At 63.6% G+C, this 16,355-nt stretch carries 14 protein-coding genes; 3 read left to right on the top strand and 11 right to left on the bottom strand.

Annotated elements, in window-relative coordinates; genetic code table 11:
- Positions 1-9: 9 nt before the first annotated feature.
- Genes HGO38_RS21255 through HGO38_RS21240 form a run of 4 tightly spaced genes read right to left on the bottom strand, consistent with a single transcriptional unit; the run spans position 10 to position 3,607 of the window.
- The gene (locus HGO38_RS21255) at positions 10-594 is read right to left on the bottom strand and encodes an amino acid synthesis family protein (protein WP_250957905.1); all 585 of its coding nucleotides are present in this window, start codon (positions 592-594) and stop codon (positions 10-12) included.
- Positions 591-1,175, bottom strand: coding sequence for an amino acid synthesis family protein (locus HGO38_RS21250; RefSeq protein ID WP_250957904.1), 585 nt, complete (start codon positions 1,173-1,175; stop codon positions 591-593). The genes HGO38_RS21255 and HGO38_RS21250 overlap by 4 nt, the downstream gene beginning before the upstream one ends.
- Positions 1,168-2,100: a UPF0280 family protein gene (locus tag HGO38_RS21245; protein ID WP_250957903.1), complete on the bottom strand. Its 933-nt coding sequence runs from the start codon at positions 2,098-2,100 to the stop codon at positions 1,168-1,170. The genes HGO38_RS21250 and HGO38_RS21245 overlap by 8 nt, the downstream gene beginning before the upstream one ends.
- A gap of 16 nt (positions 2,101-2,116) precedes the next feature.
- On the bottom strand, positions 2,117-3,607 hold the full coding sequence (locus HGO38_RS21240; RefSeq protein ID WP_250957902.1) for a 6-hydroxynicotinate reductase: 1,491 nt from the start codon (positions 3,605-3,607) through the stop codon (positions 2,117-2,119).
- A 260-nt stretch (positions 3,608-3,867) separates the two neighbouring features.
- On the opposite strand from HGO38_RS21240, the gene HGO38_RS21235 reads away from it, so the two are divergent.
- Positions 3,868-4,332, top strand: a complete 465-nt coding sequence (locus HGO38_RS21235) for a MarR family winged helix-turn-helix transcriptional regulator (RefSeq protein WP_250957901.1) — start codon at positions 3,868-3,870, stop codon at positions 4,330-4,332.
- Positions 4,333-4,346: 14 nt separating this feature from the next.
- Here HGO38_RS21235 and HGO38_RS21230 read toward each other — a convergent pair whose 3' ends face one another.
- The 5 genes from HGO38_RS21230 to HGO38_RS21210 form a co-directional block, all read right to left on the bottom strand.
- Complete coding sequence (locus HGO38_RS21230; protein WP_502941607.1) at positions 4,347-5,045, bottom strand: ABC transporter ATP-binding protein; 699 nt, start codon at positions 5,043-5,045, stop codon at positions 4,347-4,349.
- Positions 5,045-5,791 (bottom strand): ABC transporter ATP-binding protein, encoded by a 747-nt coding sequence (locus HGO38_RS21225; protein ID WP_250957900.1) that lies wholly within the window; start codon positions 5,789-5,791, stop codon positions 5,045-5,047. Before HGO38_RS21225 ends, HGO38_RS21230 begins: the two co-directional genes overlap by 1 nt.
- Positions 5,779-6,741, bottom strand: coding sequence for a branched-chain amino acid ABC transporter permease (locus tag HGO38_RS21220; protein WP_250957899.1), 963 nt, complete (start codon positions 6,739-6,741; stop codon positions 5,779-5,781). Before HGO38_RS21220 ends, HGO38_RS21225 begins: the two co-directional genes overlap by 13 nt.
- Positions 6,738-7,619, bottom strand: coding sequence for a branched-chain amino acid ABC transporter permease (locus HGO38_RS21215; protein ID WP_250957898.1), 882 nt, complete (start codon positions 7,617-7,619; stop codon positions 6,738-6,740). Before HGO38_RS21215 ends, HGO38_RS21220 begins: the two co-directional genes overlap by 4 nt.
- A 172-nt stretch (positions 7,620-7,791) precedes the next feature.
- Positions 7,792-9,099 (bottom strand): ABC transporter substrate-binding protein, encoded by a 1,308-nt coding sequence (locus HGO38_RS21210; protein ID WP_250957897.1) that lies wholly within the window; start codon positions 9,097-9,099, stop codon positions 7,792-7,794.
- Positions 9,100-9,520: 421 nt separating this feature from the next.
- Here HGO38_RS21210 and HGO38_RS21205 point away from each other — a divergent pair, with 421 nt between their 5' ends.
- A complete protein-coding gene (locus tag HGO38_RS21205) occupies positions 9,521-11,020 on the top strand; it encodes a hypothetical protein (RefSeq protein ID WP_250957896.1) in 1,500 nt (499 codons plus the stop codon).
- 8 nt (positions 11,021-11,028) lie between these two features.
- On the opposite strand, the gene HGO38_RS21200 is transcribed toward HGO38_RS21205, so the two are convergent.
- Positions 11,029-14,586 (bottom strand): molybdopterin cofactor-binding domain-containing protein, encoded by a 3,558-nt coding sequence (locus HGO38_RS21200; RefSeq protein ID WP_250957895.1) that lies wholly within the window; start codon positions 14,584-14,586, stop codon positions 11,029-11,031.
- The gene (locus HGO38_RS21195) at positions 14,583-15,071 is read right to left on the bottom strand and encodes a (2Fe-2S)-binding protein (protein ID WP_250957894.1); all 489 of its coding nucleotides are present in this window, start codon (positions 15,069-15,071) and stop codon (positions 14,583-14,585) included. Before HGO38_RS21195 ends, HGO38_RS21200 begins: the two co-directional genes overlap by 4 nt.
- A 273-nt stretch (positions 15,072-15,344) precedes the next feature.
- Between HGO38_RS21195 and HGO38_RS21190 the strand changes: the two genes are divergently transcribed.
- Positions 15,345-16,355, top strand: a complete 1,011-nt coding sequence (locus HGO38_RS21190; protein ID WP_250957893.1) for a ligase-associated DNA damage response exonuclease — start codon at positions 15,345-15,347, stop codon at positions 16,353-16,355.

Genomic DNA, 16,355 nt, shown 5'->3' with positions numbered 1-16,355 from the left:
GTTTTGCTGTCAGCGCAGCCCGTCCTTGCCTTCGATCTCCGAGGCTTTGAGCCCGCCGACCCTGGCCAGTGGCCGGCCGCTATCGGTCACGACCACTGCGACCATGATCTCGTTGGCACGCGGCGCATCGTTGAGCGTCACTTCCATGCCGTCGAAATGGGAGCGCACGAAGGCTGCATCCTTGTGGCCGAGCGGGATGTCGAGAACCTGCCCCGGTCCGCCGCGTTTCTTGGAGGAGGGCACCAGGGCTGCGCCGTGATGCACGGCTTCGCGCAGCGGCTTGCCCATGCTAGGGTGGAGGAGGGCTGCGGCATGTTCCAGCTCGCCATTCTCGCCGACCATGGCCGCCTTGCCATAGCTTTCGGCGGTCTCAGGCGCGATGCCGAGCGCGGCGACGCAACGGCGGCCGAGCAGATCGCCCAGTTCCGCGCCCATCTCCATCAAAAGCGTCAGGTCCTCGACATAGGTGCCGGCGAAGGGGTTGCGGATGACGGCAACGGCGGCGGCCTTGCGGGTCGGCGGCGAGACGGGGCGTCCCATCTCGCTATGGACCTCTTCAACGAAGGTGGCGAGCTTGCGGATTTCCGCCTTCACCGCAGGCCGTCCTCGCCCTTGATATCGTCGGCCTTCAACCCACCAACGCGGGCATGAACGCGGGCGCCGGTGGTCATGACCAGGGCGAGGATGATCTCGTTGGCGCGCGGCGCATCCGGAATGCCGACTTCCATGGCGTCGAAATGGCTGCGCACATAGGAGGCGTTGATATGGGTGACGGGCACATCAAGCCGTGTGCCGGGAACGCCGACCTTCTTGGTGGAGGGCACGATGGCCTTGGCATCGCCCAATGCTTCGCGCATGGCATAGCCGCCCGGCACATGCCAGAGCGCGCCATGTTCCAGCTCGCCGGCCTGGCCGACAATGGCGCCCTTGCCATAACCCTGGATATCGGTTTTGTCGCCGCCGAGCGCCTCGATCAGCCGGTTGGCCATCATCAGGCCGAGCGGCTCCAGATCCTTCATGAAACCGGCGATCTCTTCGTGATAGCTGCCGGCAAAGGGGTTCTCGATGACGGCGAGGATCGCACCGCGCTTCAGGGGCGTTTCGACCGGCTTGCCGCCTTCGTGATAGATGTCCTCGGTGATGGTCAGGAATTTGCGGATCTTCGGTTCAGGCATAACGTTTGCTCTCCAGAAGGGGACCGGACCGAGCCGGCATGGCAATGGTCTCGAGATCGGCGGTGACCAGATGGCCCTGGGATTTCAGGAACAGCCCGGCGCGATGCACCAGTCCCTGCGTCATCAGGCTCTGTGCCTTGGCGCCACCGGCGTCGAGTGCCGCGGTCACCTCGGCATCGCTCAGATCGCCGCAATCGACGGTCACCAGCCGGGCGCCGAGATCGCTGTCATCGACAACCCGATTGGCCGGCAGGCGCTGCACGGCGGCATGGCCGGGCAGATCGACCGCGTTGGCAACGATCGTCGCGGCCGCATCGGCGGCGGCGGCATTCGATGCCAGCACCGTCACCGAATCGGCAATGCCCATCGACAGGCTGCGTCCGCCGCGGCCGCTGGTGGCGATGCCGCGGGTCGGGCTTGCGGCATCCACCGCGAAATCGCCGAGATGCGCGCCGTCTTCGCGCGCCATTCGGATACGAAAATCCGCCTGCTCATCGAGATGCAGGGCGATGTCGCCGCCATTGTTGACATAGATCCGCCGCGGCCGCTCCTGGCCGTCGAAGCTCGCCAGCATGGCGGCGAGGACTTCGTCTGCCACCGCACCGGCAACGGCTGCCATCGGCGTGATGAAGCCCGTGTCCGCAAAGGGAAGCACGGCTGTCATCATGCGCTTGGCGATCTGCCCTTGCGGCAAGGCACAGCCGGTCAGCGCCTGGCTTTTCAGCAGTGGCAGTTCTGCCATCAACTCGTCCAGAACCGTGCGAAAACGGCGGTTGGCATGGGCGAAGGCGTGGGCGCGAAAGTAAGCTTCCAGCTCCAGTGAAATGGCGCCATCGACGCCGATGATCAGGTCGATCGGCCCGTGCTGCAGATGCAGCCGGCCGTTCGGGTCATGGTCGATAAAGCTGGCTGTGGGGCCGGTCATGAAGGCTCGCGCGTCATCATGCGCCCCACCTGAAATTGCGGCCATCGGTCGGCCAGGCGCGGTCCGCGACCGGTGCCAGCTTGCGCTCGGCGAGGCTCAGCGCCTCTTCGATCGGCACGATGGCCTCCATATGACCGCCCAGCGCCTGATAGTCGGTGCGACGCATGGTGAATTCGATGGGGGCGACCAGGGCGGGGGTCGGCACATAGCCGAAGGAATTGCTGGGCATGTCCATCACATCCGCCATGACGGTGATGCCGCCACCCGGCCAGACATAGGCCGGTGCGCCGCCGCAGGAGACATGGGTAAGGGCGTCCTTGACTGAACGGGTAAGGCGGACCGGATTGGTGGTGACGCCGGCACGGAGGCTGCCGCCTGCACCGCCCATGAAGAGCACGGAGGCCAGCGCCGGTTCGCAGTTTTCGGCAATGATCTCGACCGATTGCTGCAGCGGGGCTGGCAGGGTCGATTGCAGGATGGGAACAAGATTTTCATCCAGCACGTAATAGCCGAACTGTTCGCCGGTGGTCGAGACCATCAGCATACGAAGGCCGGGATAAGCTGTCTTTTGATCAAAATCGCCGATGATCGACAGCGGATCGGAGATATTGGTGCCGCCCCAGCCGGTGCCGGGTTCGGCGACCTGGAAATAGCGGCCGGGCGTCGAGCGGCGCCCCTTGATCTTGATGCCGGTCGGCTGGACATTAAGCAGCTTGCCGGCCTGGTGTTCGGATAGTACGCCGGTGATATGATCGTCGACGACGACGACCTCGTCGACATGGCCAAGCCATTGCTTGGCGAACATGCCGATGGTGGCCGAGCCGCAGCCAACGCGCATGCGTTGTTCCTCGACACCATTGATGATCGGCGCGGTGCCGGCCTTGACGATGAGGCTTGACCCGCCGTCGATCGTCATTTCGACGGCTTCGCGATTACAGAGTTGCAGCAGAGCGTCGCAGGTGACGCGGCCTTCCTTCTTGGAGCCGCCGGTCAAATGATGGACTCCGCCAAGCGACAGCATCTGCGAGCCGTATTCGCCGGTCATCACATGGCCGATCGGCTCGCCCTCGACCCGGACGGCGGCTGATTCAGGGCCTAGGAAACGGTCGGTATCGATCTTCACCTTGGCGCCGCAATAGCTGAAAATGCCTTCGGTGACCACGGTCACCATGTCGATGCCGTCCTGTTTCTGCGAAACGATGAAGGGGGCAGGCTTGTAGTCGGGATAGGTCGTGCCGGCACCGACGGCGGTCACGAAATGCCGGGCGGAATGGACGATGTCTCCGTCCCATTCGCCCTGGCTGTCTGTCATGAACGGAACGACCTTGCCGCCGTCCGAGAGGGTGGCTTCGATCACCGTCAGCGGATCGACGCGGATCAGGTCTCCGGCGACATTCGCGTAACGGTCGCAGGCCCCTGACCGGCCATCGGCGATGTAGCACATGACGGGACAGGCATCGCAGCGGATCTTGCCGTTGATGGCGCTCTCGACATGCTGTTTGACCATCTGCAGCCTCCTGTCATACCCTTGGCTCGCGATCGTTGCGCGGCTTTGGGCTTGCGGGCGAAGTCGGCCAAGCTGGATTGCAAGCTGAAGGCCTATCGTTTGTATGCAAACGACTATCCGTCGGGATGGGGCAACTGTCAAGCCGGGCCGGGGCGTCGATCGGGCCGATATTGCCGGGGTTCCGTTGACAAACGGGCCGGCGCGGGTAAACCCGAATGCGGTGATTGGCCGGGACGGGCCAAGCCGAACAGGAAACAGACATGGCCCTGACTCAGGATTCCGATACGCCCATGGACAGCGACAAGCCGAGCGCCTCGGACTACCGGGTCGATCAGCAGATCGGCTTCTTCCTGCGCCAGGCCAACCAGCGGCATGTGTCGATCTTCGCCGGGTTGATGGGCGATCGGTTGACCACGACCCAGTGGGCGGCGTTGACCAAGCTCAAGGAAATCCAGCCGACCTCGCAGAACCAGCTGGGCCGGGAAACGGCTATGGATGTCGCGACCATCAAGGGCGTGGTGGACCGGCTGGTCAAGCGCGGCTTCATGAAGACTATGGCGGATGCCACCGACGGTCGGCGGCTGGTGCTGTCGCTGACCGAGGAAGGCCTCTCGGCGATCGACCGCAATATCGAAACGGCAATCGCGGTCAGCGAAGAGACGATGGCACCGCTCACTTCAGGCGAGCGGATGATGCTGGTCGAACTGTTGCGCAAGCTCTGCTGATGGCGGGTTCAGTTTCAGCCGACGCCGACGTAACGTTTCAGCAGATTCGGATCGTCCTTCAGGGCCTGCACCGGCAGGGTCGCCTGCACCTTGCCGTTTTCGACAAGGCAGATGCGGTCGGCCAGGGCCAGCACGGCCTCGACACGTTGCTCGACCAGCAGAATGGCCTTGCCGCGCTGGCGCAGTGTGATCACCACGTCGCGGATCGCCGCGATCATCGAGGGCATCAGGCCCTCTGTTGGTTCGTCCAGCAGGATGACGGAGGGATCGATGCAGAGCGCCCGCGCCGTTGCCAGCATCTGCTGCTCGCCGCCCGATAGCGTTCCAGACACCTGGTCCATGCGCTCGCGCAGCCGGGGAAAAAGCTCCAGCGATTCCTCCAGGATTTTCCGGTCGCTCTTGCGGGTCATCAGCCCGATCTCGAGGTTTTCGCGCACCGTCAGTTCGGAAAACAGGCGCCGGCCCTGGGGCACATAGCCGATGCCGCATTTCGGCACTTCATGGGGCTTGAGGGTGGTCAGCTCTTTTCCATCGAGCGTGATGCTGCCGGACCTGGCCTTCAGCAGGCCCATGATCGCCTTCAGCGTCGTTGTTTTGCCGGCGCCGTTGCGGCCGAGCAGGCACAGGACTTCGCCCGGCGCCAGGCTGAAGGACATGCCCTTCAGCGTCTGGCTGTTGTCGTGGAAAACATCGAGATCGCGGATGTCGAGCATCAGACGGCTCCCAGATAGGCAGCCTGGACCGCGGCGTTGGAGCGGATGTCCTCCGGTGTGCCGCTGGCAAGGATCTGGCCGAAGTTCAAAACGGTGATGCTGTCGGCAAGGCGCATGACCACCGGCATATTGTGTTCGATCAGCAGGATCGTCGCTGTCTTGGCGATATCCTTGACCAGGGCGCAGAAATTGTCGATTTCGCCATCCGACAGCCCCTGGGTCGGCTCATCAAGAATCAGCAGCTTCGGCTCCAGCGCCAGGCCCATGGCAATCTCCAGCAGCCGCTGGTGACCGTAGGACAGGGTGCCGGCCTTTTCCGCGCTTCGGCTTTGCAGGCCGACCTTGGTCAGCGCCTGTTCGGTCAGGGTCTTCAGACGCTTGCCGTCGATATGGCCGGACAGACCGGCGTCGCGCTGCAGGGCGCTCTGCACGGACAGCGCGACATTGTCGAATGCTGAAAGAGTTGGATACACGCTGGTGATCTGGAACGTATAGGCGATGCCCTGGCGCACCCGCTTGAAGGCGGGGTCGCGGGTCACGTCCCGGCCCATGAATTCGACGGTGCCGGCACTCGGCTCGATGCGGCCCGACAACAGCGAGACAAAGGTGGTCTTGCCGGCGCCGTTCGGGCCGATGATGGCGCGGATCTCGCCCGTCTTCAGCGAAAAATCGACATTGTTGACGGCTTTCAGGCCACCGAAATGGCGGCTGAGACCCTTGGTGGAAAGCAGTGTCACGGGATCCATGGGAACCACCTGTCGCGGATCGAGCCAAGGATACCCTTGGGGAAATAGAGGACGAGCAGCACAAGCGCGATGCCGGTGACCAGCAGGTAGGCCGTGGTGTATTCGCTGGCGATATCGATCATGTAGAACATCGCGGCCGTGCCGATCAGCGGCCCGAGAATGGTGCCCGCGCCGCCGAGCAGCGTGAACAGCAGCGCCTCTATGGAATACTGGATCGAGGCGAAGGTCGAGCCGATATAGCCGAACAGCAGCGCATAAGCCGCACCCGCCATGGCCGACAGGGTGCCGGAGGCGACCAGCGCGATCAGCTTCAGCCGGAAGGTGTCATAGCCGAGCATCAGGGTTCGCGGCTCGTTTTCGCGGATGGCGATCAGCACCCGGCCGATCGGCCGGCGTACGATGGCGAAAATGACCGCAGTCGTCAGCGTCAGTAGGAAGAGCGCGATATTGTAGCGGGTGGTCGGATCGGTCAGGTCGAAATGCAGGCCGGCCAGGTCGAAGCTGCGTGCCGTCGGTGGCATGGTCAGGCCCTCCTCACCACGGGTCCAGGTGGTGAGATAATTGGCGGTCAGATGGGCCACCTGCGCGAACATCATGGTGACGATCATGAAGGCGACGCCGGTGGTGCGCAGCGATATGACGCCGATGACCAGCGACGCGACGAAGCCTGACGCAATGCCGGCCAGGAAGGCGAGCGGCACGCTCCATTCGAAATAATAGGCGGTGAGGCCGGCGCCGTAGAGACCGGCCGCGAAGAACATGGCATGGCCGAGGCTGAGCAGGCCCGTGTATCCAAACAAAAGGTTATAGGCCATGGCGAAGACTGCCAGCACCATGATGCGGGTCATGGAGAGATAGTGATACTCGGGCAGCACGAATTGCAGGCAGAACAGGATGACTATGGCAAAGGCCAACAGGCCGGTGGATTTGGAAAGACTCATGCCGCTCATCGCTGTTTTGCTCCGAACAGGCCTTCCGGCTTGAAGACCAGGACGAGCGCGACCAGCAGGGTCGAGATCATCTTGGCAAGCGTCGGGGAGAAGAAGACGGAAATGATGCCATCGCTAAGGCCGATGATCAGGGCGGCGACCACCGTGCCGCGAATGCTGCCGAGACCGCCGATGATGACGACGATGAAGGACAAGAGCAACGGATCGAGCCCCATCAGGTAATGCGCCTGGCGGATCGGCACGATCAGCACGGCGCCAATGGCGGCCAGCATGGCGCCGGCGGCAAAGACGAAGGCATAGACCCGATCGATCGGGATGCCGAAGGCCTGTGCCGTTTCGCTGTCGAGTTGGGTGGCTCGCATGATGAGCCCGATGCGGGTGCGGGTCAGGACGAACCACACCACCAGCAGCATGACGGCGGCGGCGAAGATGACGAACAGGTTATAGGCGGAATAGCCGAACCAAGGCAGTTGGATGCGGTAATAAAAGGGCGGGGCAACGGGCCTTGCATCCGGGCCATAGGCGAGCAACACCGATTGCTGGATGATGTAGAGCATGCCGATGGTCGCGACGATGGTCGATTCCGGATTGTAGTTGAGCCGCTTGAGGATCAGCCGTTCGCCGGCGAAGGCGACGCCGCCGACCAGAAGCGGGCTGACGATCAGCGCCAGAAAAAAACCGGCGGCGGGATGGATGCCGACCATGGTGGTGACCCACCAGGCAAGCACCGCCCCGAGCATGTAGAATTCGCCGTGGGCGACATTGACGATCCGCATCACCCCGAAGACGAGCGACAGGCCGAGCGCCGTCAATGTCAGGACGGCTGCCTGAAGCAGGCCTTCCAGGGTGGCGAGCAGGAAAAAGGGGCCGAATGCCAAATCGGTAGTCCTTCAGTCAGGTATGGCGGAGGGACACTATCCCTCTCCGCCGACAAAGCGCAACCGCGGCCGGGACGGTGGATCCGGCACTTCGGAACTTCGAATGGTATCGTGGAAATCCGCCTGACGGCGTTTGCCGCGGCTCCCGATCCGGAACCGCGGCAGACCGATATCAGAGCGCCATCTTGGTGTAGTCGCCGGTCACCTCATAGGCGCCGTCTTCGATGGACGTCTTGTGAACCACGTTCAGCTTGCCGTCTTCGACCTTGGAAATGTACTGGTGGCCGTAGACCTGGTGGTTCTTGCCGTTGAAGACCTTGTCGCCCTGCGGATGCTCGCGGCCTTCGTCGAATTTTTCCAGCGATTCCATGGCTTCGATGAAGGCAGCCTTGTCCTTCGGGCCGGTATAGTTGGCCTTTTCCATCGCCTGCTTGATGACGAACAGGCTTTCCCAGCAGCCGAACATATGGGCGTAGGTGGAGATGTCCTTCGGATCGGCAAGGCTTGCGCCATTGTCATCAACGCCAACGGCGGCGCGGTAGAACTTGTCCCATTCGGTCTGGTCCTTCTGGGCATAGCGCGGCATGCCTTCCCAGAAATAGGTGCCGTTCAGGAAGTCGAGCTGCGGCGTGGCCAGATCGACGGCCTCCAGGCTGTCGATGAAGCCGAAGATTTCCGGACGCTGCGAGCCGTAGAACTGGCCGAGTTCGGTGACGAAGGTCAAAACCGCCGGGCCGACCATGACGTGGTAGAGCACTTCGGTGTCCGATGGGATGCGCGGCAGGTAGCGGGTGAAGGAGGATTCCGTCGGCGGCACGGCGATCAGTTCGAGGATCTCGCCGCCCTGGGCCTTCATCGCGGCGGAGAAATAATCGCGATGATCGTGGCCGAAGGCGTAATCCGGGAAGATCATCGTTGCCTTCTTGCCAAGGTTCTTGGAGACCCATGGCGCCATGGCGGTGACCTGCGAGCGCACGTCGGTGATCCCCGGCTGGAAACAGTAGCGGTTGAGCTTGCCCGACGCGACGTGGAAGCCTTCCGATACCACGACATAGGGCATTTTCAGCTCGCCGGCGCGGGGGGCGGCCCCCATGACGACATGCGAAAACAGCGTGCCGAAGGTCACGTCGACCTTGTGCTGGGTGGCGAATTTCTCGACCACTTCGGCGCCGCGCTTCGGGTCGGTGCCGTCATCCTCGACGATGATCTCGACCGGGCGGCCGTTGATGCCGCCTTCGTCGTTGATGATCTTGACGGCGGCATTGGTGACGCGCTCGTACCAGCGGCCATAGGAGGCGCCGATGCCGGTACGGTGCAGTTCAAGGCCGATCTTGATCGGCTCGGAGGTCTGGGCCTGGCTGTAACGAACGAAACCCGGCGCGGCCGACGTAATGATGCCGGCGCCGGCGGCAGCGCCCATCCCCAAAAGGGTGGAGCGACGCGTCAAGGCTGATTTGGGCTTGATAATAGTGTCGGACATTAAAATTTCCCCTCTTGTGGAAATGACGTCTGCCTTTGTTTTGTTGATGTGGCAGATCGTTCGCCTACTAACAAAACATGAGAATTTCGAAATGACAAGTGGCGGGGATTGCCGAGATTTGTTGACGTCTCGACCCCATGCCCCTTGTGGTGGTTATAGTTCGCGAATGAGAGCAGTCTGTTCAACTGTCTTTTCCGCCGATTGGGATCAATCGTTATGCAAGGAGCCAGATTTTACGGTTTTTGCGACTGTTTTTTAGGCATTTTCTCAGGGGCAACATCACAGCTTGGAAAATGATGCGGATGTTTCGGTCGCCCAGCCAATGGTCCGCCGGTCATATTTATTCCCGTAGGCGATTGCAGGCGTGGACAGCGGCGGTTTCTCGATGTTTGTATACGAACGATAGCGACGGGGGTTGGCGATGACGGACCGGCAGGATGATGGCGGAAAATGGCGGCTGACGGCGGGTTGTTTCCTGCCAGGCGTCGGCGCGGTTCCGGCGTTCGTCGCGGTCGCCGTGGCGTTGTTTTTTTTCTCCAGCGATGCCTTCGCCCATGGCGCCGAACGGGGGCTGGCGATGCTGCTGCCGAATACCTATGCGCGCACCGGCGGTGGTCTGGCGGTGCTGGTGTCGTTTCTGGCGCTGGCGATCGTGCCGGCTGGCTGGTTTCGTCGGATGGAAGGTGCCCGCCTGCGGCTGCTGCCGGCTATGCTCGTGCCGGCCGTTCCTGTCAGCCTTTTGTCCTTCGCGGTGATGGTGGTGCTGATCCTGTCCGGCTTCCTGTCGGTGTCAGATCCGCTGACCAATCCGCTACCGCTGGTGATCTGGACGCTGTGGTGGGTGATGTTTACCCTGCTGCAGGCGGTTGTGGGCAATCTGTGGGTCTGGCTCAATCCCTGGACCGGGCCGCTGGCACTGGTGCGCCTGGCGATCCGCCGGCCTATCGGCACCACGCCACTGGTCCACTTGCCGCAGCGGCTCGGTTATGGACCGGCCATCCTGCTGTTCTTCCTGTTTGCCTGGTTCGAACTGGTGTCGCTGGCGCCGGAAGACCCTGAATTGCTGGCCAAGGTGGTGCTGGGCTACTGGCTGTTCACGCTGGCGATGATGGCGTTGTTCGGGGAGGCGGAATGGGTCAGGCGCGGCGAGCCGTTTTCGGTGTTTTTCCGGATGATCGGCCTACTGGCGCCGATCTTCGTTGAGAGACCCAAGGGGAATGGCCAATGCGCCTGGATCGCGCTGACCTGGCCGGGCCAGCGCTGCCTGGATGCCGAGCCCATGCCGATCAGCGGCATTCTGTTCATTCTGCTGACGCTCGGCACGGCGTCGTTCGACGGATTTTCGGAAACCTTTACCTGGCTCGGCTTCATCGGCATCAATCCGCTGGAATATCCCGGTAGAAGCGCGGTCACGGTCGCCAATACATGGGGATTGCTGGCAGCGCCTACGGCGCTCAGCCTGCTGTTCCTGGGCTCCGTTGCGCTCGGCGCCTGGGTGGCCGGGGAGAGGTCGGCGGCGAACATCCTGCGGCTTGCCGGCCATCTGGTCTATTCGATCATCCCGATCTCGATCGCCTTTCACGCTGCCCATTACCTGACGCTGATGATGGTCAATGGCCAGTATCTCTACATGGTGATTTCCGATCCCTTCGCATTGGGCTGGGATCTGTTCGGCACGATCGACCACCATGTCACGGCGTCCTTCATGAACACGATCGAAGGCGTGCGCGTCATCTGGGTGGTTCAGACACTGATCATCGTCGCCGGCCACGTGGTCGGTATCGGCCTCGCCCATATGATTGCCATGCGCTATTTTCCAAGTTCGGCGAAGGCGGGACTCAGCCAGATCGGCCTGGCGGCGGTCATGGTATTTTATACGGTGTTCGGTCTCTGGCTGCTGTCGACGCCCTCGGCGGGATAGGCTTTGCGTCAATGACCCGCGGCGGCTGTTCTGGCCGTCGCAGTCGCTTCGGCCACGCCCTGCCATGCCGGTTTGTCGGGTGCGAAGCGGGCGCGCAGATAGGCGGTGAGGTCGGCGATCTGACGGTCGCTCAGGCTCTTGGCAAAGCTCGGCATGGACATCACCTCCAGATCCCTGGCCGTTGCCTGCGCCGTCAGATGGGCGGGGGCCTCCACGCCTTGCAGAAGGGATTGCAGCACATTGTCCGGTCGGGTGCTGTGCAGATTGCTGTTGAGCGCCAGACTGGCCAGCGGCGAGGTTTCGCTGTGGCAGGCGGAACAGGCGCCTTCGAAGATGCGGGCGCCTTCCGGGGAAATCATCATGGCCGCTGCCGTTGCGCTCTGCGACGCGGCGATGGCTGCCTGCTTCTGTGCGGTGGCGGCCTCCTGCGACACAGGCGTCCCAAGGCTTGCCAGATAGGTCGCCATGGCGCGGATATCGTCATCCGGCAGGGGCGACAGCGATTTGACCACTGCCGCCATCGGTCCGCCGGCGCTGCCGTGGTCGGGCGAATGGCCGGTGCGCAGATAGTCGTAGAGCGCCGTCTCGCTCCAGCCGACCGGGCCGGGCCCGTTGCCGGCGATGGCATGGGCCTGCCAGCCGTCGGCAAAACCGCCCGCCAGATGGGCCAAGCCGGTCTTCTCCGCGCCGACGACGTTGCGGTCACTATGGCAGGCGGAACAGTGGCCGAGGGTTTCGACCAGATAGGCGCCACGGTTCCAGGCGGCACTTTGGGTCGGTTGCGCGGCCAGCGGCATGGCTTTGAGGAATAGGGCGTTCCAGCCGGCCATCAGCCAGCGCTGGTTGAACGGGAAGGCGAGCCTGGTTTCGGGCACGGAAGAGGCGACGGGCGCTTGGGTCATCAGGAAGGCATAGAGCGCCTGCAGGTCGGCATCTTCGGCCCTGGCAAAGGACGTGTAGGGATGGACCGGGTAGAGATGATGCCCGTCGCGCGCGACGCCCTGGCGCATGGCGCGCTCGAAGGCCGGATAGGACCAGGCGCCGATGCCCTTGATGGCGTCAGGCGAAATATTGGTGGCATAGACCGTGCCGAACGGTGTTTCGAACGCCCGGCCGCCGGCAAAGGCTTTTCCATCGCTGCCTTCGTGACAGACATTGCAGGCGCCGGCTGCAGCCGCCAGGCGGCCCCGCTCGTTGGTCGCTGGGCTGTACGTCGCAGGGTCTGGTCGGGGGATTTCCGGATAGGCGGATCGCCACGGCGAGGAGAGGGTGATGCCGCCGGCCACCGCACCGGCCATGCCGGCCAGGGCCAGGCCGAGCCGCCAGCGGCGCTTGGGCGGTTCCGGGGTTGGCGGCGAAGGCAGAGACGTGCCGTCCGCCTGCTGCAGGGCGGCCAGCACCTTGTCCGGCGTCAGCGGCAGTTCGCGAAAGCGGATACCGGTCGCGTCATAGACGGCGTTGACGATGGCGGCCGCACTGGGAACGGAGGCGGATTCGCCGGCGCCGCGCGGCTCCTCGTTCTGCCGGGGCAGCATCAGCACGTCGATCTCGGGTACCTCAGGGAAGGTGATGATCGGATAGCCGCCCCATTCGACGCTTTCGACGGCGGTTTGCGTGAAGTTGACCTTTTCTTTCAGCACGCGGCTCAGCGACTGGATGACATTGCCGTGGATCTGGTGGCGCACACCGTCCGGGTTGACCATCATGCCGGTGTCCTGGCCGACGGTGACGCGGGTGACGGCAATCTCGCCGGTCCGCCGGTTGACCGCGACGTCGGCCACCCAGGCCGACCAGGCGGCCGGCACGCCGGGGAATTTGCCGTGCACATAAAGCGCATAGGCAAAGCCGCGGCCGTAGAGCACGTCGCCCTCGCGGCCGGCGGTACCGGGCCGGGTGCGCGGCGTCCATTGGGCCTTTTCGGTGACGGCGCGTACCAGGTCGATGGCGCGCGGGTCGGTCATGTAGCGCAAGCGATATTCGACCGGATCGACGCCGGCGGCAAAGGCCAGTTCGTCGATGAAGCTCTCATGGGCAAAGGAATTCGGCATGGCCGAGACGCCGCGGAACCAGGAGGCGCGGGCGATCGGCGGCATGTCATGCACGGTGACGCGCATTGGCGCAAAGGCATAGGGCGGGATGGCGGTGCGGTCACCCATCTCGGCGACATCCGGTGTGCTGGAGATTTTTCCCGTCAGGATCAGCGCCAGCGTCGGCGAGAGGTTCGAGGGATAGCGGGTCTCGAAATCATAGGCGACCGGCCCGCCGTCGAGGTCGAGCCCGCCGCGCACGTCGATGACCTGGGCGGCCCCCTTGGGCTCCCAGGCATGTTCCTGCTCGCGGCTCAGTTGCACCCGTACAGGGCGGCCGACGGCGCGGGACAACAGGGCGGCATCGGCCGTCACGTCATCGGCACAGTTGCGGCCGTAACAGCCGGCCGCTTCCAGCCGCTCGACAGTGATGACCGCTTCCGGCATGTCGAGCAGCAAAGCGAGATCGCGCCGCATCGGATAAGGATTCTGGGTGCCGGACCATACGGTGAGGTGGTCCGGGTGCCAATCGGCCACCGCGCAGGACGGGCCGATCGAGGCATGCATCTGGTAGGGCCAGACATAGGTGCGGTCCATGCGCGGCGATGCGCCTTCGAGCGCCAGATCGACATTGCCCTGATCGCGCAGGATGCGGGCTTTCGACGGATTGTCGCGCAGCGGCTGTTCGGGCCGGTTGAGATCGGGCAGTTTCGGTGGTGGCCGCCATTCGACGCGCAACCGGTCAGCCGCTTCGATCGCCTGCTCTTCGCGCTGCGCAATAACGCCGACGAAATCGCCGACGACAACGATCTGGACCACGCCGGCCAGATCCGCGATCGAGCTTTCGTCAACCGATATCAGGCTGTTGCCGACATGGTCGCCCTGGTCGAAGCCGGCATGCGGCGGGCGGATGACCCGGCCATGCAGCATATCGGGCACGCGAACGTCATGCACATAGGTCCAGGTGCCGGTCGCCTTGCCGGCAATGTCGTTGCGCGGCTGCGATTGCCCGACGATGCGGTAGTTGGCGACGTCCTTGACCGGCACATGCGTATCGATCTCGAGGCGGACATGCCGGCCGGCGATCAGGTCGCCAAAAGACAGCGTCCAGTTGGAGGTTTCGCCGTGGCGGATGATGCCGTCGTCGATGGTCAGGTCTTCGACGGGCACGCCCTGCCGGCGGGCGGCTTCGGCGAGAAGGTAGCGCCGGGCGGTGGCGGCCGCCTGGCGCAGCGGGATGGCGGTGACCTGGATGGTTTCGCTGGCAATGGTCGGTCCCTGGTCCGGCACGGCCGTCGTGGTGCCGAGCACCATGGAGACCCGGTCGAAGGGCACGTCCAGTTCTTCCGCGACGATCTGCGCCAACGCCGTGCGGATCCCGGTGCCGAGATCGACATGACCGTTGAAGGCGCTGATCCGGCCGTCCGGGTGCAGCGCCAGGAAGGGGTCGGGATTGCCTGCCGAGCCGGGCCGGATGACAAGCAGGATTTCCGCCGCATCGAGATAGGCGGCGCGCGGCGTTTCGGTGGGCTCGGTCATGGAGAAACCTCCAGACCAAGGTTTTCGGCGGCGGCTTGGCGGACGGCGGCAAGGATTTCCATATGGGTGCCGCAGCGACAGAGGTGATAGCGCAGCGCATCGCGGATCTCGGCCTCGTCAGGATGCGGATTGCGGGTCAGCAGCGATGTCGCGGCGATGATCATGCCGTTCATGCAATAGCCGCACTGGGCGGCCTGATGGTCGATAAAGGCCTGCTGCACCGGGTGGAGGCGATCGGGCGTGCCGAGCCCTTCGAGCGTGACGATGGGCCGCGAACCGATGGTCCTGACGCTGACCGAGCAGGACCGCACGGAACGACCGTCGACCAGCACGGCGCAGGCGCCGCATTCGCCCAGGCCGCAGCCGAATTTGGGACCGTTCAGTCCCAGATCGTTGCGCAGCACATAGATCAGCTTCGTATCGGGCTCGATCTCCAGGGTGTGCCTTTGCCCGTTGACGGTCAGGGAAACGGCTTGCACGGTCATGCGGCAAAGCGCTCCAGCCCTAGAGAATGGCGGCTGCAAAGGCACAAAGCGATGGATCCCGGCATGGTGCGGCCGGGTTTGTCACTGAACACTGCGGTCCCCTTTGGTTTTCTTGGTCAGCGCTCGTTGGAAGGCTAGAATAGGCAAAATTTGTTGGCATGCAAATGAATTTCGCCGCGATCCGCATGGATACACCGTGCCCTGTTCAGAGCTGATTTTCACCGGCGCGGACCTCTGGCGCGATCCGAAATTCGCCCTATCTTGTGAAGCATGATGAAGCCGGAGACGTTGCTTTTCCCAGGCCCCGAAGGCCTTTATTGTCCATCCGGCGACTTCCATGTCGATCCGGTGCGGCCGGTGCCGCGTGCTCTGATCACCCATGGCCATTCCGACCATGCCCGCGCCGGACATGGCCAGGTTCTGGCGACCCGGCAGACGCTCGACATCATGCGGCTTCGCTATGGCGAGGACTTCTGCCGCGAGGAACAGGCCGTCAACCTGGACGAGGTGGTCGATATCAATGGCGTCAGGGTCAGTTTTCACCCCGCCGGCCATGTGCTGGGATCGGCGCAGATCGCGGTTGAAAAGGGTGGTCTGCGGATCGTCGCATCGGGTGACTACAAGCGCGGCGCGGATCTGACCTGCGCACCTTTCGAGCCGGTGCCCTGCGATGTGTTCATCACAGAAGCGACGTTCGGCCTGCCGGTCTTCCATCACCCCGATCCGGCCGGCGAGATCGGCAAATTGCTGCGCTCGCTGGAGCAATTTCCCGACCGCAGCCACCTGGTCGGTGCCTACGCGCTGGGCAAGGCGCAGCGGGTCATCTCGCTGCTGCGGCAAGCGGGTTATGACAGACCGATCTACATTCATGGCGCGCTTGTCAAGCTGTGCGACTATTACATCAGCCAGGGTGTCGACCTGGGGGATCTGCGGCCAGTCTCGGCGGAGGGCAGCGACACGTCGGTCTTTCGCGGCGCGGTCGTGGTCGGGCCGCCATCCGCCTTCAACGATCGCTGGGCGCGGCGGTTTCACGATCCGGTGGCAATTTTTGCCTCGGGCTGGATGATGGTGCGCCAGCGGGCCAAGCAGCGTGGCGTCGAACTGCCGCTGATCATTTCCGATCATTGCGACTGGCCGGAACTGACCGCCACCATCACCGAGATCGCGCCGCAGCAGGTCTGGGTGACCCATGGCCGCGAGGAAGCACTGGTGCGCTGGTGCGAGCTTGCTGGTATCGCGGCGCGGCCGCTGCATCTGGTCGGCTACGAAGACGAGGGCGATTGA

The sequence above is a fragment of the Rhizobium sp. CG5 genome (genome assembly GCF_023701945.1).
In the GTDB taxonomy this organism is placed as follows: Bacteria; Pseudomonadota; Alphaproteobacteria; order Rhizobiales; family Rhizobiaceae; genus Allorhizobium.
This window is presented reverse-complemented; position numbering and strand designations above follow the sequence as displayed.